This window comes from Streptomyces sp. NPDC058678 (genome assembly GCF_042714835.1).
Classification (GTDB): domain Bacteria; phylum Actinomycetota; class Actinomycetes; order Streptomycetales; family Streptomycetaceae; genus Streptomyces.
This window is the reverse complement of the sequence record NZ_JBHXSG010000019.1, coordinates 14974-37619: the sequence shown is the minus strand read 5'-3', so window position 1 is coordinate 37619 and position 22646 is coordinate 14974. Positions and strand designations below refer to the sequence as shown.

General features: G+C 69.9%; 16 protein-coding genes. 7 read left to right on the top strand and 9 right to left on the bottom strand.

Annotation, left to right across the window (positions count from 1 at the left end; all coding sequences use genetic code 11):
• Positions 1–3 precede the first annotated feature (3 nt).
• Positions 4–1221, bottom strand: a complete 1218-nt coding sequence (locus tag ACFWWR_RS18985) for an NYN domain-containing protein (RefSeq protein ID WP_383860369.1) — start codon at positions 1219–1221, stop codon at positions 4–6.
• A 224-nt stretch (positions 1222–1445) separates the two neighbouring features.
• On the opposite strand from ACFWWR_RS18985, the gene ACFWWR_RS18980 reads away from it, so the two are divergent.
• A complete protein-coding gene (locus tag ACFWWR_RS18980) occupies positions 1446–1610 on the top strand; it encodes a hypothetical protein (protein ID WP_383860366.1) in 165 nt (54 codons plus the stop codon).
• A 101-nt stretch (positions 1611–1711) separates the two neighbouring features.
• Here the strand turns inward: ACFWWR_RS18980 and dnaE are convergent, their stop codons facing one another.
• Positions 1712–5251 carry a DNA polymerase III subunit alpha gene (gene dnaE / locus ACFWWR_RS18975; protein ID WP_383860363.1) on the bottom strand — a complete coding sequence of 1180 codons (3540 nt, stop codon included), beginning with the start codon at positions 5249–5251 and terminating at the stop codon, positions 1712–1714.
• A gap of 214 nt (positions 5252–5465) precedes the next feature.
• On the opposite strand from dnaE, the gene ACFWWR_RS18970 reads away from it, so the two are divergent.
• The 4 genes from ACFWWR_RS18970 to ACFWWR_RS18955 all read left to right on the top strand — a co-directional run bounded on the left by ACFWWR_RS18970 (position 5466) and on the right by ACFWWR_RS18955 (position 10221).
• Complete coding sequence (locus tag ACFWWR_RS18970) at positions 5466–6815, top strand: DUF2252 domain-containing protein (RefSeq protein WP_383860360.1); 1350 nt, start codon at positions 5466–5468, stop codon at positions 6813–6815.
• A gap of 68 nt (positions 6816–6883) precedes the next feature.
• A complete protein-coding gene (locus tag ACFWWR_RS18965; protein ID WP_383860357.1) occupies positions 6884–7582 on the top strand; it encodes a hypothetical protein in 699 nt (232 codons plus the stop codon).
• Positions 7583–7647: 65 nt separating this feature from the next.
• Complete coding sequence (locus ACFWWR_RS18960; RefSeq protein ID WP_383860354.1) at positions 7648–8460, top strand: thioredoxin domain-containing protein; 813 nt, start codon at positions 7648–7650, stop codon at positions 8458–8460.
• A 99-nt stretch (positions 8461–8559) separates the two neighbouring features.
• Positions 8560–10221: an alkaline phosphatase D family protein gene (locus ACFWWR_RS18955; protein ID WP_383860351.1), complete on the top strand. Its 1662-nt coding sequence runs from the start codon at positions 8560–8562 to the stop codon at positions 10219–10221.
• A 31-nt stretch (positions 10222–10252) separates the two neighbouring features.
• Here ACFWWR_RS18955 and ACFWWR_RS18950 read toward each other — a convergent pair whose 3' ends face one another.
• Complete coding sequence (locus ACFWWR_RS18950) at positions 10253–10822, bottom strand: dienelactone hydrolase family protein (protein WP_383860348.1); 570 nt, start codon at positions 10820–10822, stop codon at positions 10253–10255.
• A 131-nt stretch (positions 10823–10953) separates the two neighbouring features.
• Between ACFWWR_RS18950 and ACFWWR_RS18945 the strand changes: the two genes are divergently transcribed.
• The gene (locus tag ACFWWR_RS18945; protein WP_383860345.1) at positions 10954–12084 is read left to right on the top strand and encodes a mechanosensitive ion channel family protein; all 1131 of its coding nucleotides are present in this window, start codon (positions 10954–10956) and stop codon (positions 12082–12084) included.
• Positions 12085–12222: 138 nt separating this feature from the next.
• Here the strand turns inward: ACFWWR_RS18945 and ACFWWR_RS18940 are convergent, their stop codons facing one another.
• From ACFWWR_RS18940 to ACFWWR_RS18920, 5 genes are all read right to left on the bottom strand, one after another.
• Positions 12223–13809, bottom strand: coding sequence for a Na+/H+ antiporter (locus ACFWWR_RS18940; RefSeq protein WP_384304323.1), 1587 nt, complete (start codon positions 13807–13809; stop codon positions 12223–12225).
• Between the two features lie 126 nt (positions 13810–13935).
• Positions 13936–14403 carry a GNAT family N-acetyltransferase gene (locus tag ACFWWR_RS18935; protein WP_383860339.1) on the bottom strand — a complete coding sequence of 156 codons (468 nt, stop codon included), beginning with the start codon at positions 14401–14403 and terminating at the stop codon, positions 13936–13938.
• Positions 14400–15344: an RluA family pseudouridine synthase gene (locus tag ACFWWR_RS18930; RefSeq protein WP_383860336.1), complete on the bottom strand. Its 945-nt coding sequence runs from the start codon at positions 15342–15344 to the stop codon at positions 14400–14402. The genes ACFWWR_RS18935 and ACFWWR_RS18930 overlap by 4 nt, the downstream gene beginning before the upstream one ends.
• Before the next feature lie 52 nt (positions 15345–15396).
• Positions 15397–16008 carry a signal peptidase II gene (gene lspA, locus ACFWWR_RS18925; RefSeq protein ID WP_384304321.1) on the bottom strand — a complete coding sequence of 204 codons (612 nt, stop codon included), beginning with the start codon at positions 16006–16008 and terminating at the stop codon, positions 15397–15399.
• Between the two features lie 67 nt (positions 16009–16075).
• Positions 16076–17458, bottom strand: coding sequence for a TraR/DksA C4-type zinc finger protein (locus tag ACFWWR_RS18920; RefSeq protein WP_384304319.1), 1383 nt, complete (start codon positions 17456–17458; stop codon positions 16076–16078).
• Between the two features lie 604 nt (positions 17459–18062).
• Here ACFWWR_RS18920 and ileS point away from each other — a divergent pair.
• Positions 18063–21200: an isoleucine--tRNA ligase gene (ileS, locus tag ACFWWR_RS18915; protein ID WP_383860328.1), complete on the top strand. Its 3138-nt coding sequence runs from the start codon at positions 18063–18065 to the stop codon at positions 21198–21200.
• 200 nt (positions 21201–21400) lie between these two features.
• Here the strand turns inward: ileS and ACFWWR_RS18910 are convergent, their stop codons facing one another.
• The gene (locus ACFWWR_RS18910) at positions 21401–22612 is read right to left on the bottom strand and encodes a DivIVA domain-containing protein (protein ID WP_383860325.1); all 1212 of its coding nucleotides are present in this window, start codon (positions 22610–22612) and stop codon (positions 21401–21403) included.
• Between the last annotated feature and the right edge of the window lie 34 nt (positions 22613–22646).

Sequence of the window (22646 nt, the reverse complement as noted above, 5' to 3'; positions counted from 1 at the left end):
ATCTCACTCCCCGACGGGCGCGTGCTCGGCGGCCGTCCGCACATCGATCTCCCGCCAGAACCCGGCCCGGATCGCATACCGGTCGTGCTCGTCGATCTGGTCGTCCTTGTGCGCGAGCAGCCCGAACCGCGCGGCGTACCGCAGCAGCTCCCCGTCGATCCGGTGCGGGATCCGCGGGTACATCCCGGACAGTTTCTGCAGGTGGACCTGGTCACCGAGCCGCTCCATCCAGCGCCGCGCGAACACCTGCCCGACCTCGAACGGATCGCCGCCGACGGTCGTGATGTCCTCCTCCCGGTCGGCCCACCGCTGCTCCGCCGTGGTCACCTGGGCGAGCGTCGGCATCGAGGCGACCTCGGGAGGCTCGGCCGCGCCGCCGGGCCGGTCGACCCACCCTTTGTCGGAGGACCAGCGCAGGGTCGCGGTCTGCGGGGGCTGGGCGGGCTGCGGGCCGGGCGCGCGCAGCGCGGCCAGGTCCTTCGGCGTGGGCACTCCCTTGGCCGCGGGCGCCCGCTCCTGCGTGCCGTTCTCCGAGACGGCGGCCGCCGGGGCGTGCTCCTCCTCGACCGACCGCTCGGCTGCCCCGGCGTGCGCGGACTCGGGCAGCGGCGCGGAGAGGATCGCGGCGATCTCGGGACGCGGCACGGGCGGCGGCGCGCAGATACCGCCGAAATCCTTGGCGCGTACGGCCTTGGTGATCCACGTACGGTCCAGCACCCGCCGCTCGTCGGCCTCGGCGACCAGGTCCTCGGACTGGTTGTAGTCCCCGTCGGCGGCCTGCACGGCCCACAGGTGTACGGCGACCCCGTGTTCCTTGGCCGCCATCATGCCCGGCAGCAGATCCCCGTCGCCGGTCACCAGGACCACGTCGGAGCAGGCGCGGTTGCGGGCCAGCTCGGTCAGCTCGGCGTGCATCGCGGCGTCCACGCCCTTCTGGGCCCAGCGTCCGTCGCTGCGGGTCAGGGCGCCGAGCCGGACGGTGACCCGGGGCATCACGCGCAGCCTGCGGTGCTCGGGCTGCGGGACGCGGTCGGGGGCGCCGTCGAACCAGTAGATGCGCAGCAGGGGCCGCTCCGTGTCGGACTCGGCGCGTTCACGCAGGCCCTGGATGAGGGCGGTGTGGTCGACGGTGATGCGGGACCGCGAGGGCTCCCCGGCGAGGAGACTGGCGGCGGCCCCCAGCAGATACCCGGCGTCCACCAGGACGATGCAGCGGTCCACGCGATCCACCCTCTTTCCGGGAGGTTTGCTTCGGGCTTCCTTCGAGTCTGCCCGACCGTGAGGGGGTTAACGGCCCGAACTCGATCTTCGGCGTGGCGTTTCGAGGTATCGCTCCCCGACAAGCCCTGTCACAGACGGTAATTATCCGACATGCGCTCCTTGTCAGCCTATGTGAATCTGGTCCCGGCCCTGGCCCCTAGATCCCCCACAGGAGGCAGATCACCATGGCCAAGAACAAGAACCGTGAACGTAAGCAGTCGCAGTCCGCGCGAGGTGAGCAGACGGTCCAGGAGTCCACAGTGGACACGCAGGCCCCGTCACATGCCACGCAGGTGACTCCCGACGCCATGGCCCGCAAGAGCCGCGGGAAGCGCTTCGGTCACAACTGACCTCCGCGTCACGGGCCGTTGAAGCCCGGGCACACACCGAGGGGCGCACCCGATCGTGGGCGCGCCCCTCGCGTACGTCAGTTGCTCGGCCGGACAGCCGCTCAACCGGCCAGGCAGGACGGGCCCAGCAGCACCTTCAAGTCACCGAAGAGCGCCGGATCCGGCTTCACCCGGTGCCGGTCCAGACGCAGCACGGTCGTCTTGCGGGGGCCCTGGAGCTTGATCCGCACCTCGCTGTCGCCCTTGTGGTGGCTGAGGATCTCGCCGAGCCGGCTGACCATCGGCGGGGTGACCCGGGTGGCCGGGATGGTGAGAATGACGGGGGCGTTGGTGCCCGCGTTCGACAGGTCCGGCACCTGGAGCTCCATGGCGACGAGGCGGGGCACGTCCTCGCGCTTGTCGAGGCGTCCCTTGACGAACACCACGGCGTCCTCGACGAGTTGGGTCGACACGAGCTGGTAGGTGGCGGGGAAGAACATGCACTCGATGGAGCCGGCCAGGTCCTCGACCGTGGCGATGGCCCAGGCGTTGCCCTGCTTGGTCATCTTGCGCTGGAGGCCGGAGATGATGCCGCCGATGGTGACGACCGCGCCGTCGGAGTGCTCGCCTCCGGTGAGCTGGGCGATGCCCGCGTCGGCCTTGTCGGACAGCACGTGCTCCAGGCCGAAGAGCGGGTGGTCGGAGACGTACAGACCGAGCATCTCCCGCTCCTGGGCGAGCAGATAGGCCTTGTCCCACTCGTCGGTCGTGAACTCCACGTCGAGTCCGAAGCCGGGCTCGCTCGTCTCCTCCTCGCCCATGCCGCCGAAGAGGTCGAACTGGCCCTCGGCCTCCTTGCGCTTGACCGCCACCACGTTGTCGATCATCGGCTCGAAGTGCGCGGTGAGGCCCTTGCGGGTGTGCCCCATGCTGTCGAAGGCGCCCGCCTTGATCAGCGATTCGGTGGTGCGCTTGTTGCAGACGACCGCCTCGACCTTGTCGAGGTAGTCGGGGAAGGACGCGTACTTTCCCTTGGAATTGCGGCTCTTGATGATCGACTCGACCACGTTCGTACCGACGTTGCGCACCGCGGAGAGGCCGAAGAGGATCACGTCGTCGCCCTGCGCGGCGAAGTTGGACATCGACTCGTTGACGTTCGGCGGGAGCACCTTGATGCCCATGCGCCGGCACTCGTTGAGGTAGACGGCCGACTTGTCCTTGTCGTCCTTGACCGAGGTGAGCAGCGCGGCCATGTATTCGGCGGGGTAGTTCGCCTTCAGGTACGCCGTCCAGTACGAGACCAGTCCGTACGCGGCCGAGTGGGCCTTGTTGAACGCGTATCCGGCGAAGGGGACCAGCACGTCCCACAGGGCCTGGATGGCCTCGTCGCTGTACCCCTTCTTCTTGGCGCCCTCCTGGAAGAGGACGAAGTTCTTCGCCAGCTCGTCGGGCTTCTTCTTGCCCATCACGCGGCGCAGGATGTCGGCCTCGCCGAGCGAGTACCCGGCGATGATCTGGGCGGCCTTCTGGACCTGCTCCTGGTAGACGATCAGGCCGTAGGTGACGGCCAGGACCTCTTCGAGGGGCTCCTCCAGCTCCTTGTGGATCGGCGTGATCTCCTGGCGGCCGTTCTTGCGCTCCGCGTAGTTGATGTGCGAGTTCATGCCCATCGGGCCCGGCCGGTAGAGGGCCGAGACGGCGGAGATGTCCTCGAAGTTGTCGGGCTGCATCTGGCGCAGCAGCGAGCGCATCGGGCCGCCGTCGAACTGGAAGACGCCGAGGGTGTCACCGCGGCACAGCAGTTCGAAGGTCGTGGGGTCGTCCAGCGGGAGGGCGAGCATCTCCAGATCGATGCCCTTGTTGGCCTTCACCATCTTGATGGCGTCGTCCATGATCGTGAGGTTGCGCAGGCCCAGGAAGTCCATCTTCAGCAGGCCCAGCGACTCGCACTGGGGGTAGTCCCACTGTGTGATGGTCACGCCGTCGGTGTGCCGCACCCAGATGGGGGCGTGGTCGACGATGGGTTCGCTGGACATGATCACGCCCGCCGCGTGCACACCCATCTGCCGGACCAGGCCCTCGACGCCCTTGGCGGTGTCGATGACCTTCTTCACGTCCGGCTCGTTCTCGTACATCGCGCGGATCTCGCCCGCCTCGCTGTAACGGGGGTGCGAGGGGTCGGTGATGCCGTTGAGGTCGATGCCCTTGCCCAGGACGTCGGCGGGCATCGCCTTGGTGAGGCGGTCGCCCATCGCGTACGGGTAGCCCAGCACGCGCGCGGAGTCCTTGATGGCGTTCTTCGCCTTGATCTTGCCGTAGGTGCCGATCATGGCGACCTTGTCGGCGCCGTACTTCTCCGTCACGTACCTGATCACCTCGACGCGCCTGCGCTCGTCGAAGTCGATGTCGACGTCGGGCATGGAGACGCGCTCGGGGTTGAGGAACCGCTCGAAGATCAGGCCGTGCGGGATCGGGTCGAGGTCGGTGATGCCCATGGCGTACGCGACGATCGAGCCGGCCGCGGAGCCTCGGCCGGGGCCGACCGCGATGCCGTTGTTCTTGGCCCACATGATGAAGTCGGCGACGACGAGGAAGTACCCCGGGAACCCCATCTGGATGATGACGTCCATCTCGTACTCGACCTGCTTCTGGCGGTCTTCCGGAATGCCGCCGGGGAAGCGGCGCTCCATGCCGCGGCGGACCTCCTCCTTGAACCAGCTGACCTCGGTGTAGCCCTCGGGGATGTCGAACTTCGGCATGAGGTTCTTCGCCTCGAACATGCCGGCCGTGTCGATCTGCTCGGCCACCAGGAGGGTGTTGGCGCAGCCCTCCTGCCAGGCGTCCGAGGAGTCGATGGCGTACATCTCGTCGGTGGACTTCAGGTAGTAACCGGTGCCGTCGAAGCGGAAGCGGTCCGGGTCGGAGAGGTTCTTGCCGGTCTGGATGCACAGCAGCGCGTCGTGAGCGGTCGCCTCGTGCGCGTACGTGTAGTGCGAGTCGTTGGTGACCAGCGGCGGGATGCCGAGCTTCTTGCCGATCTCCAGGAGGCCGTCGCGGACCCGGTGCTCGATGTCGATGCCGTGGTCCATCAGCTCAAGGAAGTAGCGGTCCTTGCCGAAGATGTCCTGGTACTCGGCCGCCGACTTCAGGGCCTCGTCGAACTGGCCGAGCCGCAGCCGGGTCTGGAGCTCGCCGGAGGGGCAGCCGGTGGAGGCGATGAGTCCCTCGGACCACTGGGAGATGGTCTCCTTGTCCATCCGGGGCCACTTCTGCAGCCAGCCCTCCGCATACGCGTCCGAGGACAGCTTGAAGAGGTTGTGCAGGCCCTTCGCGTTGGCCGCCCAGATCGTCTTGTGGGTGTAACCACCCGAACCGGAGACGTCGTCCCGCTTCTGGTGCGGCTGGCCCCACTGGATCTTGCGCTTGTTGCGCCGGGACTCGGGCGCGACATACGCCTCGATACCGATGATCGGCGTGACCCCCGCCTTCTTCGCGGTGTGGAAGAAGTCGTAGGCCCCGTGCAGGTTGCCGTGGTCGGACATCGCGATGTGGGTCATGCCCATCTCGTTGCACGCGTCGAACATGTCCTTGAGCCGCGCGGCACCGTCCAGCAGCGAGTACTGGGTGTGGACGTGCAGGTGCGTGAACGGCGGCTTTGACACGGCGTGGCCTCCATGGAAAACGCTCGGCGACAGGCTGCGGACAGTCTGGGGGGACAGCGTCGAAGTCTATGCCTCGGCACTGACACCGGGAGGCGTCTCCCCCGTACCTTCAAGCAGGAGTCGCGGGCACTCCCGCGTACCGTCGGACGTTGCAAGAGGACGGGCGATCCGGCCCCCCATGTCACGCACCACCTGCACCAGGAGGCACCCAGCGATGTCGGTCCCGCAGCTCAACGACGAGCACCGCGGCGAGGAGATCCTCGCCGTCTTCGACACCGCCTTCGGCCAGCTCCTGGCCGCCGACCCGGCAGCGTTCCGCGTGAAGTTCCGGAAGATGGCGGCCTCGGCGTTCGCGTTCTACCGGGGCACGGCGTGCCTCTTCTACCACGATCTCGACGCCGAGGACGCCGGGCGGGGTGCCGGGAGGATATTCAGCGGGCCCTACCTGGACGAGCGCACCTCCCGCGTGTGGATCCACGGCGACCTGCACGCGGAGAACTTCGGCACGTACATGGACGCCAACGGCCGGCTGATCTTCAACGTCAACGACTTCGACGAGGCGTACGTCGGCCCCTTCACCTGGGACCTCAAGCGCTTCTCCGCCTCCATCGCCCTGATCGGCTACGCGAAGGCGCTCGGTGACGACCAGATCACCGAGCTGGTGCAGGTGTACGCGGGCGCGTACCGCGAGCGGATCCACGCCCTGGCCACCGGCGCCAAGAGCGACGAGGTGCCGCCCTTCACCCTGGACACCGCCCAGGGCCCGCTGCTCGACGCGCTGCGCGACGCCCGCTCGCTGACCCGCTTCGGCCTGCTCGACTCCATGACGGAGATCCGTGACTTCGAACGCCGCTTCGCCCCGGGCAGCGGCTCCATCGAGCTGGACGCGGCCACCCGCTACAAGGTCCTCGCCGCCTTCGACGGCTACCTGGAGACGCTCCCTGACTCGTCCCTGGCCCGCCCGGACTCGTACCGCGTGAAGGACGTCGTCGGCCGCCGCGGCATCGGCATCGGCTCGGCCGGGCTGCCGTCGTACAACATCCTCCTGGAGGGCCACAGCGACGCCCTGGAGAACGACGTCGTGATCTACATCAAGCAGGCCCAGACCCCGGCCGTCTCCCGCCACATCACGGACCCGGCGATCCGGGACTACTTCCAGCACGAGGGCCACCGCACGGTGATCTCGCAGCGTGCCCTCCAGGCACACGCCGACCCGTGGCTCGGCTGGACCGAGCTGGGCGGCACGGGGCAGCTGGTCGCCGAGATCTCGCCGTACGCCGTGGACCTCGACTGGGGCGACATCGACGACCCGGAGGAGATCGCCGCGGTCGTCGCCGACCTGGGCCGGGCCACCGCCACCATGCACGGGGCGGCGGACGACCAGTCCGGCGAGTCCCTGGTGCCCTTCTCCACCGAGCGGGCCATCGACGCGGCCCTCGCGGCCGACGAGGACGGCCTGGCGGACCTCCTGGTCGACTTCGCGCACGGCTACGGCGCACGCGCGCGTGCCGACCACCAGATCTTCGTGGACCTGTTCCGCAACGGCCGGATTCCAGGTCTGTGACGGAACGGCCGCGCACAGGAACCCTTTAGGGGTCCCTTACAGGCCCGCGTGACAGACTCTCCTCCGCTATGGACATATCCGGGACTCAGCTCAGAGCCGTACGCGCGGCGCTGTTCACGGCACTCGTCGTGACGCTCAGCACCGCGTCGCACGTCCTGCTGTCCCGGGCCCCGCTGCCGCTGAACACGGTGGCGGTGGTCGCCGCCGCCGTGTTCGCCCTCGCCTACGCGCTGGCCGGCCGCGAACGCGGCTACGGCCGGATCGCCGCCCTGCTGATCCCGCTGGAACTGGCCGCCGACACCGTGTTCACCACCGGCCAGCACGTCTGCTACGGCGCCGCGGGCGGCCCGGTCACCGGTCCGCTGCGCTCCGTCGGCCTCGACCTGCTGTGCGGCGACGGCACCGGTGTCGGCGCCCCGCTGGCCCGGGTGACTGGCGCCGACCCCGACCGCCTCGGCGGTCTGCTCGCCCACGCCGACCCGGCGACCGCCTGGCTGCTGCTCGGCGCGCACCTCGGCGTCGGCCTCCTGGCCGCCGCCTGGCTGCGACGCGGCGAGCGCGCGCTGGCCCAGCTGCTGCGGGCGATGACCGCGACCACCTTCCGGCCGCTCCTGCTGGCGGTCGCGGCGGTGGCCGTGACCGCGGATCCGACACCCTCCGTGTGCCGCCCGCAGCGCCCCGGCCGCCGTACCGCCACGGCGCGCGAGCGGATCCTCGTGCACTCCCTGGGACGGCGTGGACCGCCGTGCTCGGTCGCTTTCGCCTGAGCACCACCAGTCCCCCATACGTATTCCGCACACGACGTGTGCGCGTCCCCTTACGGAGATCACCCATGGCAAAGCGGAACAGTCAGGCCGCGAAGACCGCCGCCCGCGAGCGCCTGCGCCAGGAGCGCGAGCGCCAGGCCAAGCGCGACAAGGTCAAGCGGCAGGTCATCGTGGCCGGCTCCATAGTCGCCGTCCTGGCGATAGCCGGCGGCATCAGCTACGCGGTCGTCCAGGGCAACAAGCCCGGTTACTGGGATGCCGCGAAGGACGACAAGCTCGTCAAGCCGGCCAACACCACGGGCACGAACGGCACGACCGTCGTCATCGGCAAGAGCAGCGCCAAGAAGACCCTGGTCATGTACGAGGACCCGCGCTGCCCGGTCTGCGCCCAGTTCGAGCAGACCGTCGGCGCGACGGTGGACAAGGGCGTCGAGGACGGCACGTACAAGGTGCAGTACGTCGGTGCCAGCTTCCTCGACAACGGCCTGGGCGGCGAGGGCTCCAAGAACACGCTCAGCGCCATGGGCGCCGCGCTCAACGTCAGCCCCGAGGCCTTCCTCGAGTACAAGACCGCGCTGTACTCGGCGAAGTGGCACCCGGAGGAGAACGACGACAAGTTCAAGGACGACGCCTACCTGATCAAGGTGGCCGACACGGTCTCCGCGCTCAAGGGCAACACGAAGTTCCAGAGCGCCGTGAAGAACGGCACCTACGACAAGTGGGCGCTGGAGATGTCGGCGAAGTTCGACGACAGCGGCGTGACCGGCACCCCGACCCTGAAGATGGACGGCAAGACGCTGACCGCCCCGAACAGCAAGAACGCGCCGATGACGGTCGCCGACTTCAACACCGCGATCGAGGCGGCCCTCAAGGCCTGATCTCGATCGCCGCTCGAAGAGCGATCGTCGGTCAAAGAGCGGGCGAACTTTTGCGAGTTCGCCCGCTCTCGTTCATACCGATCAGTAACCTGATCGGCCGTGACCAGACGACACAGAGCATCCGAGCAACTCAACTCCCTTTCCCCGCGCCGCCGTACGGTCGTCAAGGCCGCGGCCGCCACCGCCGTCCTGGCCGGCCCGCTGGCCGCCGCCCTGCCCGCCCGGGCGGCCACGGACTCCCCCGCCTTCCTGCACGGCGTCGCCTCCGGCGACCCGCTGCCCGACGGCGTCCTGCTGTGGACCCGGGTGACGCCCACCGCCGAGGCGGCACCCGGCTCCGGGCTCGGCCCGGACACCTCGGTCGACTGGGTCGTCGCCCGGGACAAGGCGCTGACGAACATCGTCGCCAAGGGCACCGTCACCGCGACCGCCGCCTCCGACCACACCGTCAAGGCGGACGTACGCGGCCTGGAACCGGCCACCGACTACTGGTTCCGCTTCTCCGCCGGGGGCACCGACTCCCCCGTCGCCCGCACCCGCACCGCCCCCGCCGCCGACGCGGCCGTGCCGAACCTCCGCTTCGGCGTGGCCTCCTGCGCCAACTGGGAGGCCGGCTACTTCTCGTCGTACCGCCATCTCGCGGCCCGCGGCGACCTGGACGCCTGGCTGCACCTGGGCGACTACATCTACGAGTACGGCACCGGCGAGTACGGGACGCGCGACACCGTCATACGGCCGCACGCGCCCACGCACGAGATCCTCACCCTGGCCGACTACCGCATCCGGCACGGCCGTTACAAGACCGACGCCGACCTCCAGGCCCTGCACGCCGTCGCTCCGGTCATCGCCATCTGGGACGACCACGAGTTCGCCAACGACGCCTGGTCGGGCGGGGCCGAGAACCACACCGAGGGGGCCGAGGGCGCCTGGTCCGCGCGTCAGGCCGCCGCCAAACAGGCCTACTTCGAGTGGATGCCGGTGCGCACGGCGATCGCGGGCACCACCTACCGGCGGCTGCGCTTCGGCAAGCTGGTCGACCTCTCGCTCCTGGACCTGCGCTCCTTCCGCTCGCAGCAGGTGTCCGTCGGCAACGGCTCGGTCGACGACCCGGACCGCACGCTCACCGGCCGCGCCCAGCTCGACTGGCTGAAGGCAGGGCTCAAGGCGTCCGACACCACCTGGCGGCTGATCGGCAACTCCGTGATGATCTCGCCGTTCGCGATCGGCTCCCTCGCCGCCGACCTGCTCAAACCGCTCGCCGAGCTGCTCGGCCTGCCGAAGGAGGGCCTCGCCCTCAACACCGACCAGTGGGACGGCTACACCGACGACCGCCGCGAACTGCTGGCCCACCTGCGCTCCCACGCGATCCGCAACACCGTCTTCCTGACCGGCGACATCCACATGGCGTGGGCCAACGACGTGCCGGTGGACGCCGGCACCTACCCGCTGTCCGCCTCGGCGGCCACGGAGTTCGTCGTCACCTCGGTCACCTCCGACAACCTCGACGACATCGTGAAGGCCCCCGAGGGCACGATCTCCGCGGTCGCCGCGCCGATCATCAAAGCCGCCAACCGGCATGTCCACTGGGTCGACACCGACCGCCACGGCTACGGCGTCCTGGACATCACGGCCGCCCGTGCGCAGATGGACTACTACGTCCTGTCCGACCGCACCAGACCTGACGCGACCTCGTCGTGGGCCCGCTCGTACCGCACGCGCAGCGGCACGCAGAAGGTGGAGCGGACGTACGACCCCGTGTGAGCCCCCTGATCCACCCGTGCAAGGCCGTGATCTACAGGGATTCGAGGAAGCCGAGTGCCACCCGCCAGGTGGCCTCGGCTGCCTCCTCGTCGTAGTCGGGCAGGTCGGGGTCGGTGTACAGGTGGCCGGCCCCCGCGTACCGGTACACCTCCACGTCCGCGCCCGCCCTGCCCATCTGGAGATACCAGGCGCTCAGCCAGTCGTCGGTCTCGAAGGGGTCCGGCTCGGCGACGTGCAGCTGCACGGGCAGCTCGTCCACGCTCGCGTTCGCCGCGATGTCCGACGTGCCGTGCAGGAGCAGCAGGCCGCGCGCCTTTTCGTCACCGAGCGCGAGGGTCTGTGCGACGGACGCGCCGAGCGAGAACCCGGCATAGACCAGCCCGCGTTCCGAGTAGGGCGCGGCGGCCAGGACGGCCCGCTTGAGCAACTCGTCCTTGCCGATCTCGTCGTTGAAGGCCATGCCCTCCTCGACCGTCTCGAACGTACGCCCCTCGAAGAGGTCCGGCGTCCACACCTCGTGTCCGGCCGCGCGCAGCCGGTCCGCCGCGGCGCGCACCGCGGGCCTGAGACCGAAGGTCGAGTGAAAGAGCACGATGTTCATGAGGCCATGGTGCCAGCCGGGTACGACAACGCAGGTCACGGCCGTGCCCTTCGCCCGGTGCCGCGGCCGTACCCACCTTGAGCGCGAAGTCACATGTTCATGAACGCCCGGGGCCGGTTACGTTCGTGGGCATGGAGAATCTACTCCGCCCACTGATCGTGGTCGGCGGGTCGGTCGCGCTCACGCTGGTCATCGGCTGGGCGACCGACCTGTTGCTGCGCAAGGCCGACGCACGGCATCACGAGACCCCCCTGTGGGGTCTGTTGCGCCGTGGCCGCATCCCCTACCAACTCGTGCTCTGCGCGGCCATGCTGAGAGGGGCGTACGACGAGGCGCAGCTCCTGGAGCAGCACAGGGTCGGCATCGGCCGCACCCTCACCCTGGTCCTGATCGGGGCGACCGCGTGGCTGGTGATCCGGATCGCCGCCGCGATAGTGGAGACGACGTACACCCGCTACGCGCGCGCCCACCGCGATGCGGCCCGGGTCCGGCGCGTCCGTACCCAGGTGTCGCTGATCATGCGTGTCGTCTCCGCGACCGTCGGCGTGGTGGCCGTGGCCACGATGTTGCTGACGTTCCCGGCGTTCCGCGCGGCGGGCGCCTCGTTGCTGGCCTCGGCCGGAATCCTCGGCATCGTCGCCGGTGTCGCCGCCCAGTCGACGCTCAGCAACATGTTCGCGGGGTTTCAGATCGCCTTCGGCGACATGGTGCGCATCGGCGACACGGTCGTGGTGGACGGCGAGTGGGGCACGGTCGAGGAGATCACGCTGACCTTCCTGACCGTACGCACCTGGGACGAGCGGCGGATCACCATGCCCGTCTCGTACTTCACGTCCAAGCCGTTCGAGAACTGGTCGCGCGGCACCCCCCAGATGACCGGCATCGTCTTCTGGCACGTCGACCACGCCGCGCCGGTGGACGCGATGCGGGACAAGCTCCGCGACCTCCTGCGCGAGTGCCCGGCCTGGGACGGCCGCGCCTTCGGCCTGGACGTCACCGACACCACTCCGAACACCATGCAAATACGGGCCCTGATGACGGCGAAGGACGCCGACGACATCTGGACGGTACGCGTCACGGTCCGCGAGGGCATGATCCGCTGGCTGGCCGCGGAACACCCGTACGCCCTCCCCCGGGTCAACACGGCGGACGCTGTCCAGCCCCCGAACCGCAGGAACGGGCACCGCCCCGCCCGGGACGACGTCGCACGCGACGGGGTGGCCGCGAGCCGCGGCCACGAGCCTCCGCGCGCGGGTGCCTGACACAGCGCAGCACGTACGGGCAGCCCGCACGGACGAGCAACCCCCACAGGACGGACCACCTCACGACCAACTGGAAACGGCTGGTGCGCGCGGGTGGGAGACCACATCGGCAACCCCCACCCGCACGCACCCGGCAACTCACCGCAAACTCCGCACATCAAGATGCCGCAGCACCCGATCCACCACCTCCGGATCGGCCCCCGCCTCACTCCGGGCCGCCAGCACCTCATGCCGAGCCGCGCTCAGCATCTCCCCCTGGATCCGCCGCACCCGCTTGAGCCTCCGCACCCGCTGCTCATGCGCCTCCCGGCGCTCGTCCTCCCCCACCTCCGGAGTGATCCGCACCCCGATGTCGTGGGCCCGCCGCAGCATCTGCTCGGACAACTCCTCCGGCAGCTCCTCCTCGGCCTCGATCTCCCTGAGCCTCCGCTTCGCCGCCTTCGCCGCCCGCACGGCCAGCGCCTTCTCGAACTCCTTCTCCCGATCCGTGTCGGCCTGCACCCCCAGCCGCCTCACCAGCCACGGCAGGGTCAGCCCCTGAAGCACCAGGGTGGCCATGATCACCCCGAACGCGATGAACACGATCTCGTCCCGGTCCGGGAAGGGCGAACCGTCATCGGTCTGCAGGGGAATCGCCAACGCCAGCGCCACCGACGCCACCCCCCGCATCCCGGACCACCACATGACGACGGTCTCCCGCAGGCTCATCGGGATGTCCTCGTCGTGGTCCCGCCTCGCATGCAGCCGCTTGGTGAGCCAGGTGGCCGGCAACAGCCACAACAGCCGTACGAGCACGACCACACCCACGATCGCCGCCGCCCACCCGAGCATCTCGCCCCACCGCCCGGACGCCGTCCGGATCGCGTTGTGCAGCTCGAGGCCGATCAGCCCGAAGGCGACCCCGGTGACCAGCGTGTCGACGATGTCCCAGAAGGTGTGCCCGGCGAGCCGTGTCAGCACGTCGTCCGGATCGGTGGCGTACTCGGCGAGGAACAACGCGGTGGTGAGCACGGCCAGCACCCCGGACCCTCGGAACTCCTCCGCCAGCACGTACGAGGCGAACGGCACCAGCAGCGTCAACCCGATCTGCAGGGTCGGGTCCCCGAGCAGGTCCATCAGCTTGTTGGCGCCCCACCCCAGCACGATCCCGACGGCCACCGCCACCACGGCGGACAGCACCAGGTCCAGCCCCGCCCGCCACGGCGAGAAGCTCCCGCTCACGGCCGCGGTGATCGCCACGTGGTACAGCACGATGGCCGTGACGTCGTTGAAGAGCCCCTCGCCCTCCAGGATGGACACCAGTCGCCGCGGAAGGCCGAGTTGGCCCGCGACGGCGGTCGCCGCGACCGGGTCGGGCGGCGCGACCAGCGCGCCGAGCGCCACGGCGGCGGCGACCGGCAGCCCCGGCACGATCGCGTTGGCGACGGCGGCCACACACACCGTGGTGACGAACACCAGCGCCACGGCCAGCAGGAAGATCGGCCGGATGTTGGCGGTGAACTGCCGCCAGGACGTGCGCCGTACGGCCGCGTACAGCAACGGCGGCAACAGCAGGGGCAGGATGAGTTCCGGCGGGATGCTGACGTTCGGCACGAAGTCGAGCAGCGCGAGGACGATCCCGAGGAGCGTCATCAGCACCGGCGCCGGCAGTTTCAGCCGGTCCCCGACCGGGACGCTCACCACGGCCCCGAGCAACAGCACGAAAAGCAGGGCCAACTGATCCACGATCAGGCTCCGGGGTCGTCTCGGCGTTCACACAACAGACTTCAAGCCTGCCACGCCACGGTGTTCACCGGCCGTTCGACGCCCCCCGCCACAGCGGACACGGCCTGGGCCGGCAGGCACGGCCGGCTACAGCACGCGCCGCATCGCCCGGTGCGCAATCCCGGCGTCCGGGAACTCGGGGCCGTACGCCACGTACCCCAGCCGCTCGTAGAACCCGAGCGCGTGCGTCTGGGAGTGCAGGTCCACCGCCGCGAGCCCACGCGTGCGTGCCGCGTCCTCGACGGCCCGTACGAGAGCGGCCCCGACGCCGAGGCCCCGCGCGTCCCGCGTCACGGCGAGCCGTCCCAGCGAGCCCACCGACAGGTCGCCGTCGGTCTTGGCCGCGGCCTCTTCGCCGTACAGCAGTCGTGCGGTCCCGAGCGGCGTGCCGTCCTCCCGGACCGCCAGCACATGCACGGCCCCGGCGTCGTACGCGTCGTACTCAAGGTCCGCGGGGACCCCCTGCTCGCCGACGAAGACCTCCTTGCGGACCGCGAAGCACGCCTCACGGTCGGCGGGGTCCTCGGCGACCCGCACGACGTACGCGGAGCTCACGCGTAGGTCTCCTCGCGGACCTGGTCCAGGGCCTGCTGCAGGTCGTCCGGGTAACCGCACTCGAACTCCACCCACTGACCGTCTCCGGGGTGTTCGAAGCCCAGCCGTACGGCGTGCAGCCACTGGCGGGTCAGGCCGAGCCGCTTGGCGAGCGTGGGGTCGGCGCCGTACGTCAGGTCGCCGACGCACGGGTGCCGGTGGGCGGCCATGTGGACGCGGATCTGGTGGGTGCGGCCGGTCTCCAGCTTCACGTCGAGCAGGGAGGCCGCGCGGAACGCCTCGATGAGGTCGTAGTGCGTGACGGACGGCTTGCCCTCGGCCGTGACCGCCCACTTGTAGTCGTGGTTCGGGTGCCGGCCGATGGGCGCGTCGATGGTGCCGCTGGTCGGGTCCGGGTGGCCCTGGACAAGCGTGTGGTAGCGCTTGTCGACCGTGCGCTCCTTGAACTGGCGCTTGAGCGAGGTGTAGGCGTACTCGGACTTCGCCACGACCATCAGGCCGGACGTGCCCACGTCCAGGCGGTGCACGATGCCCTGGCGCTCGGCGGCGCCCGAGGTCGAGATCCGGTACCCGGCGGCGGCGAGCCCGCCGATCACGGTCGTCCCCGTCCAGCCGGGGCTGGGGTGCGCGGCCACGCCGACCGGCTTGACGATCACGACCACGTCATCGTCGTCGTGCACGATCTCCATGCCCTCGACCGGTTCGGCGACGATCTGCACCGGCGCGGGCGCCTGCGGCATCTCGACCTCCAGCCAGGCCCCGCCGTGCACCCGCTCGGACTTCCCTACCACCGACCCGTCGACCGTGACCTTCCCCGCGGCGGCAAGCTCCGCCGCCTTGGTACGGGAGAAGCCGAACATGCGGGAGATGGCGGCGTCGACGCGCTCGCCCTCCAGGCCGTCGGGCACGGGCAGGTTGCGGATCTCGGGAATGGTGCTCACCCGTCGAGTATGCCGGACGGGTCCGACACTCTCGTACGAGAGTCCGGGGTCCTCAGTCCTTGTGGACGGTGCCGTCCGGGTCGAGCCCCTTGAACGACAGCAGCACGATCAGGATGCCGCCGCACACGATCGCCGAGTCGGCCAGGTTGAAGACCGCGAAGTGCTTGGGCGCGATGAAGTCGACGACCGCGCCCTCGAACACGCCCGGCGAACGGAAGATCCGGTCGGTGAGGTTGCCGAGCGCACCGCCGAGCAGCAGGCCGAGCGCGATCGCCCAGGGCAGGCTGTAGAGCTTGCGGGCGAGACGGGCGATGACCACGATCACGGCCGCCGCGATCACCGTGAAGATCACGGTGAAGGCCTCGCCGAAGCCGAAGGCCGCACCCGCGTTGCGGATGGCCTCGAACTTCAGCCAGTCCCCGATGATCTCGATCGGCGCGTGGTGCTCCAGCTTGGCGACCACGATCATCTTGCTGATCAGGTCGAGGGCGTACGCGAAGGCCGCGACGGTGAACAGCACGGCGATCCGCCGCCTGCCCCGAGGCCGCTCGGCCCCGGCGGCGGCCTCCGACGCGTCCGCAGCGTGCTCCTCGGACTGCTCCGGCCCGCCTCCCGCCGCCTCTGGGGTGTCCGGCGTACCGATGATGCGCTCCGCCTCTGCCACGTGAGTCCCTCAACCTAGATACCTGACTGAGGACGAGGGTACGACACGCCCCCAGGCAGCGACGTGATCAGTACCGGCGTTCCTGCTTCTGCTTGCACTCCACGCACAGGGTGGCCCGCGGGAAGGCCTGCATGCGGGCCTTGCCGATGGGGTTGCCGCAGTTCTCGCACAGGCCGTAGGTGCCCGCGTCGAGCCGCTGCAGGGCCCGCTCGGTCTGGATGAGCATCTCGCGCGCGTTGGCCGCGAGGGCCATCTCGTGCTCGCGCGTGATGTTCTTGGTACCGGTGTCCGCCTGATCGTCGCCGGCGCCGTCGCCGGAGTCCCGCATCAGACCCACCAGGGACTGTTCGGACGAGGTGATCTCGTCGCGCAGTCGCGTCGCCTCGGACGACAGCTCGGCGCGCGCCTCCGCGACCTCTTCCGGCGTCCAGGGGTCCTCGCCGGGGCGCACCGCGAGCTCACCGGGCTCCGCCGCGGCGAGCCGTGCCTGGGGTAGGGCGGTCTTCGCCGCCGTGGCCGTGCCAGGAGTCTTCTTCGCAACCACCGTCGTGGCTCCCGTCTGCTCCGCGGCCTGCGCCGCGCCCGCCTTCTTGACCGTGCTCTTCTTGGCCGCAGTCGTCTCGGCTGCGCTCTTCGTGGAGGTGCTCTTCCCGGCGCCGCTCCTCGCGGTACCACTCTTCTGGTCAGCGGTCTTCTTCCCGCCGGTCTCCTTCACAGGCGCTACGTCCGTGACCGCCACCTTCCCGCCCGCGCCCTGACCGGCCGCCACCTTCCCGCCCGTGTCCTTCACGGCGGCCGCCTTCCCGCGGGCCCCTTTCCCGGCCTCGGCCTTGGCGGCCGCCGCCCCGCCCGTCTCCTTCACGGCGGCCGCCTTCCCGCCCGCCGGCTTCGTGGCTTCAGCCTTCGTGGCCGCCACCGTCTTCCCGCCGGTCTTCCGCCCGTCGGCCACCTTCCTGGCTTCAGCCTTCGTGGCCGCCACCGTCTTCCCGCCGGTCTTCCGCCCGTCGGCCACCTTCCTGGCCGCCGCCTTCGTGGCCGCCTTCGTAGCCACCGCCTTCTTTCCCGCGGCCTTCTTCGCCGCCGCCCCCCTCTTGCCGGCCTTCGTCTCCTCTGCCGCCGGTCTCTCCAGCCCTTTCTCCCCGGCCGCGGCCTTGGGGGGAACCGCCTTGGACGCCGCCGCCTTCTTGGCAGCGGCCTTCTTCACTGGTTGCGTTTTCCTTGCCGCCGCCTTCTTCGCCTCGGCCTTTTTGACCCCCGCACCCGCGCCCGCCGCGGTGCTCTTCCCGGCGGTCTTCCTCGCCGCCGTACCCACCGTCTTCACGGCCTTGGCCTCCCGCTCGGCCGCGCCCCCCTGCGTGCTCTTCTTCCCGCCGACGTCCTTGGCCGCACCGCCGGAGGCACCCGTGGATCCGGACGCCGACTGCTGTACGGCGGTCTTCTTCGCCACCATGGCCGCGGCCCCTTCACATATTGTGATCTTGCACGCGAATCGTGCTGGGACGATAAATCGACTTGAGTCCCACGGCAACGGGGCACACCGCCCGATTCGCCCGCCCCGCGAACGCCGCGCGGCAAACCTGCATGCGTTGTGCCCAGCTCCCCGCCGGGTAATCCGCCGAGCCGGGCATCCCGGTATGCGAACACCCGCCCCTCGCCATTCGGGTCATCCCGGCCCGCGCCCAGCCCGCGCCGACGGCCGCCGGTAAAGCGGTCGGCCGCTGTCCTCGCGGCGCCGTACACTGGGCGGAGCGAAAAGCGTGGATGGGGACGAGTAGCGACGTACGCAGCCCAGAGCGACCCGGGGACGGTGGAAGCCCGGGGGCGAGCGCGACGTGAAGATCACCCCGGAGCCGCCGGAAGAAAGCCGCAGCCGAAAGAATGCGGCCAGTAGACCCGGCATCGCGACCCCAATGAGGGGGCTCACCGGCGCGTACGGCGCACCGGAGAGCCAAGGAGGGTGGTACCGCGGGAGCGCGCCGAAGGCGGCGCAGGGAATGACACAGCTCTCGTCCCTCCGGACGGAAGGCAGCAAGTCCGCCGGAGGAAGCTCGCTGATGACAACGCCGACGTACCGCCAGGTGCCCGCCCAGGTCGACCTGCCCGCGCTCGAGCACGCCGTGCTCGACTTCTGGCGCGAGCAGAAGATCTTCGCCAAGACCCTGGAACAGTCCGAGGGCCGCCCCGAGTGGGTGTTCTACGAGGGCCCGCCCACGGCCAACGGCATGCCGGGGGCCCACCACATCGAGGCGCGCGTCTTCAAGGACGTCTTCCCCCGCTTCCGCACCATGCGCGGCTACCACGTGGCCCGCAAGGCCGGCTGGGACTGCCACGGCCTCCCGGTCGAGATCGCCGTGGAGAAGGAACTCGGCTTCAACGGCAAGAAGGACATCGAGGCGTACGGCATCGCCGCGTTCAACGCCAAGTGCCGCGAGTCCGTGACCCGCCACACCGACGCCTTCACCGAGCTCACGAACCGCATGGGCTACTGGGTCGACCTGGACGACGCGTACCGCACGATGGACCCCGAGTACGTGGACTCCGTCTGGTGGTCGCTGAAGGAGATCTTCAACAAGGGCCTGCTGGTCCAGGACTACCGGGTCGCCCCCTGGTGCCCGCGCGACGAGACAGGTCTGTCGGACCACGAGCTGGCGCAGGGCTACGAGACGATCGTCGACCCGTCGGTGTACGTCCGTTTCCCGCTCACCTCCGGCCCGCTCGCCGGCCGGGCAGCGCTCCTGGTGTGGACGACGACGCCCTGGACGCTGGTCTCCAACACCGCCGTCGCCGCGCACCCCTCCGTCACCTACGTCGTCGCGACGAACGGCGAGGAGAAGCTCGTCGTCGCCGAGCCGCTCGTCGAAAAGGCCCTCGGCGAGGGCTGGGAGGTCACGGGCGAGACCTTCACCGGCGCCGAGATGGAGCGCTGGACTTATCAACGCCCCTTCGAGCTCGTCGAGTTCCCGGAACCGGCCCACTACGTGGTCAACGCCGAGTACGTGACGACCGAGGACGGTACGGGTCTGGTCCACCAGTCCCCCGCTTTCGGTGAGGACGACCTCAAGGTCTGCCGCGCGTACGGCCTTCCCGTCGTGAACCCCGTCCGCCGGGACGGCACCTTCGAGGAGGACGTCCCCCTCGTGGGCGGCGTCTTCTTCAAGAAGGCGGACGAAAAGCTCACCGAGGATCTCCAGCACCGCGGTCTCCTCTTCAAGCACATCCCGTACGAGCACAGCTACCCGCACTGCTGGCGCTGCCACACCGCGCTCCTCTACTACGCGCAGCCGTCCTGGTACATCCGCACGACGGCCGTCAAGGACCGCCTCCTCCAGGAGAACGAGAAGACCAACTGGTTCCCGGACTCCGTCAAGCACGGCCGTTTCGGCGACTGGCTGAACAACAACATCGACTGGGCGCTCTCCCGCAGCCGCTACTGGGGCACGCCGCTGCCCATCTGGCACTGCGAGGACGGCCACCTCACCTGCGTCGGCTCCCGCGCCGAACTGACCGAGCTGACCGGCACCGACCAGTCGGAGCTCGACCCGCACCGTCCGTTCATCGACGACGTCACCTTCGCCTGCCCGACGTGCCAGAAGACGGCCACGCGCGTGCCGGAGGTCATCGACGCCTGGTACGACTCGGGTTCGATGCCGTTCGCGCAGTGGGGCTACCCGCACAAGAACAAGGAGCTCTTCGAGAGCCGCTACCCGGCCCAGTTCATCTCGGAGGCCATCGACCAGACACGCGGGTGGTTCTACACCCTCATGGCCGTCGGCACGCTCGTCTTCGACAAGTCGTCGTACGAGAACGTCGTCTGCCTCGGTCACATCCTCGCCGAGGACGGCCGCAAGATGTCCAAGCACCTGGGCAACATCCTGCAGCCGATCCCGCTGATGGAACAGCACGGCGCGGACGCGGTCCGCTGGTTCATGGCGGCCGGCGGCTCCCCGTGGTCGGCCCGCCGCGTCGGCCACGGCACCATCCAGGAGGTCGTCCGCAAGACGCTCCTCACCTACTGGAACACGGTCGCCTTCCAGGCCCTGTACGCCCGCACGTCGAACTGGGCACCCAGCGAGGCCGACCCGGCCCCGGCGGACCGGCCGGTCCTCGACCGCTGGCTCCTGTCCGAACTGCACGCGCTCACCGACCAGGTGACGCAGGCGCTGGAGTCGTACGACACCCAGCGCGCCGGAAAGCTGCTGTCGGCGTTCGTCGACGACCTGTCCAACTGGTACGTACGCCGTTCACGCCGCCGCTTCTGGCAGGGCGACAAGGCCGCGCTGCGCACCCTGCACGAGGTCGTCGAGACGGTCACCAGGCTGCTGGCCCCGCTGACCCCGTTCCTCACCGAACGGGTCTGGCAGGACCTGGTGGTGCCCGTCAGCCCTGACGCCCCCGAGTCGGTGCACCTGGCGTCCTGGCCCGAGGCGGACCTGTCCGCCATCGACCCGGAACTGTCGAAGCAGATGGTCCTGGTTCGGCGGCTGGTGGAGCTGGGCCGTGCCACGCGCGCGGAGTCGGGCGTGAAGACGCGCCAGCCGCTGCGGCGCGCGCTGATCGCCGCGACGGGCTTCGACTCGCTCAACGCAGAACTGCACGCGCAGATCACGGAGGAGCTGAACGTCGAGGCGCTGGCGTCGCTGTCCGAGGTGGGCGGTTCGCTGGTCGACACGACGGCGAAGGCCAACTTCCGTGCACTCGGCAAGCGGTTCGGCAAGAGGGTCCAGGACGTGGCGAAGACCATCGCGAACGCGGACGCCGCCGCGCTGTCCCTGGCCCTGCGCGAGGGCACGGCATCCGTGGAGGTCGACGGCGAGACGGTCACGCTCGCCCCGGACGAGGTCATCATCACGGAGACCCCGCGTGAGGGTTGGTCGGTGGCGTCCGACTCGGGCGCGACGGTCGCCCTCGACCTGGAGATCACGGAGCAGCTGCGTCAGGCGGGCCTGGCCCGTGACGCGATCCGTCTGATCCAGGAGGCCCGCAAGAACAGCGGCCTCGACGTGGCCGACCGCATCGCGCTGCGCTGGACGTCCACGGACCCGGCCGTCGTCGCGGCCCTGTCCGAGCACGCCGGCCTCATCGCCGACGAGGTCCTCGCGAGTGACTTCGCCCAGGGCGAGGCGGACGACACCTACGGATCCCCGTTCACGGACGAGGGCCTGTCCCTGACCTTCCGCCTGCGCAAGGCGTAGCCAAGGGCACGAAGGCCCGGGCGCACCAAGAAGATCTTGGCGCACCCGGGCCTTCGGCGTTGCGTACGCAGGACAACTGCACCGGCACCCGAACACGCACGGCAAAACCCCGGACGCACACGGCAAAAGGGCGGGGCCCCGGATCAAAATCCGGGGCCCCGCCCTGAACGCTGCCGACGCCTACGGCGTACTCATAACCGTCAGTTGTCGTCCTCGTCGATGAGGAAGCCGCGCATCGGCGAGGGAGCCTGGCCCATCGGCGACGGGCCCTGCGGCCGTACCGGCGCCATCGGCTGGGTCATCGCCGGGGACATCTGCTGCTGGCCGCCGTAGGACGGACCGGCAGGAGACGGACCGCCGCCCATGCCCTGGTTGCCGCCGCCGTACGACGGGGCGCTGGCGCCGGCCGGAGCCATGGAGGGCGCCGGGGACGGCGGCAGCGACGCGGCCGCCGGGGTGCGCGGCGGGGCCAGCGAGTCGTCCGCCTGGGTCTCCAACTGACGCAGCTGCGACTCCAGGTAGGACTTCAGACGCGTGCGGTACTCGCGCTCGAAGCCACGCAGGTCCTCGACCTTGCGCTCCAGCGTGGCGCGGGCGGACTCCAGGGAGCCCATCGCGACACGGTGCTTCTCCTGCGCGTCCCGCTCCAGGGCGTCGGCCTTGGCGCGGGCGTCACGCTCAAGACCCTCGGCACGCGAACGCGCCTCACCGACGATCTTGTTGGCCTCGGAACGCGCCTCGGCGATCGCCTGGTCGGCGGTCTGCTGGGCCAGCGAGAGGACACGGGCGGCGCTGTCGCCACCGGGGCCCTGACCGGGGCCGCCCATCGGACCGCCCATGGGGCCACCCATCGGGCCGCCCATCTGCTGCTGCATCTGGGGCTGGCCACCCATCGGGCCCTGACCCATCGGACCCTGGCCCATCGGACCGGGACCCTGCGGGCCGCCCTGGCCACCACCGGGACCGGCAGGCAGCTGCGGTGCACCGCTCGGCAGCTGGGGCGGGCCACCCATGGGGCCACCCATCTGCTGCTGCGGCGGGCCAGATATGCCGGCCGGCACCGGAGAGCCGGGACCGCGCATGCCTTGCTGCGGCATCCCTTGCTGCGGCATCCCCTGCTGAGGCATGCCTTGCTGCGGCATCCCCTGCTGAGGCATACCCTGCTGCTGCATGCCGCCCTGCTGCTGGTCCTGTTGCTGCTCCGGGGGCTTGCGCATGTTCTGCTGATTCTGGGCAGCAGCGCGCGTGGCCGCCGCCAGCTTGGCGCGCAGGTCCTCGTTCTCGCGGAGCAGGCGAGTCAGTTCGGCTTCGACCTCATCGAGGAAGGCATCGACCTCGTCCTCGTCATAGCCTTCTCGGAGGCGGACGGTCGTGAACTGCTTGTTCCGCACGTCCTCGGGGGTCAACGGCATCTCTTCACCTCAACGTAGTCGTCGGCATTCGGCA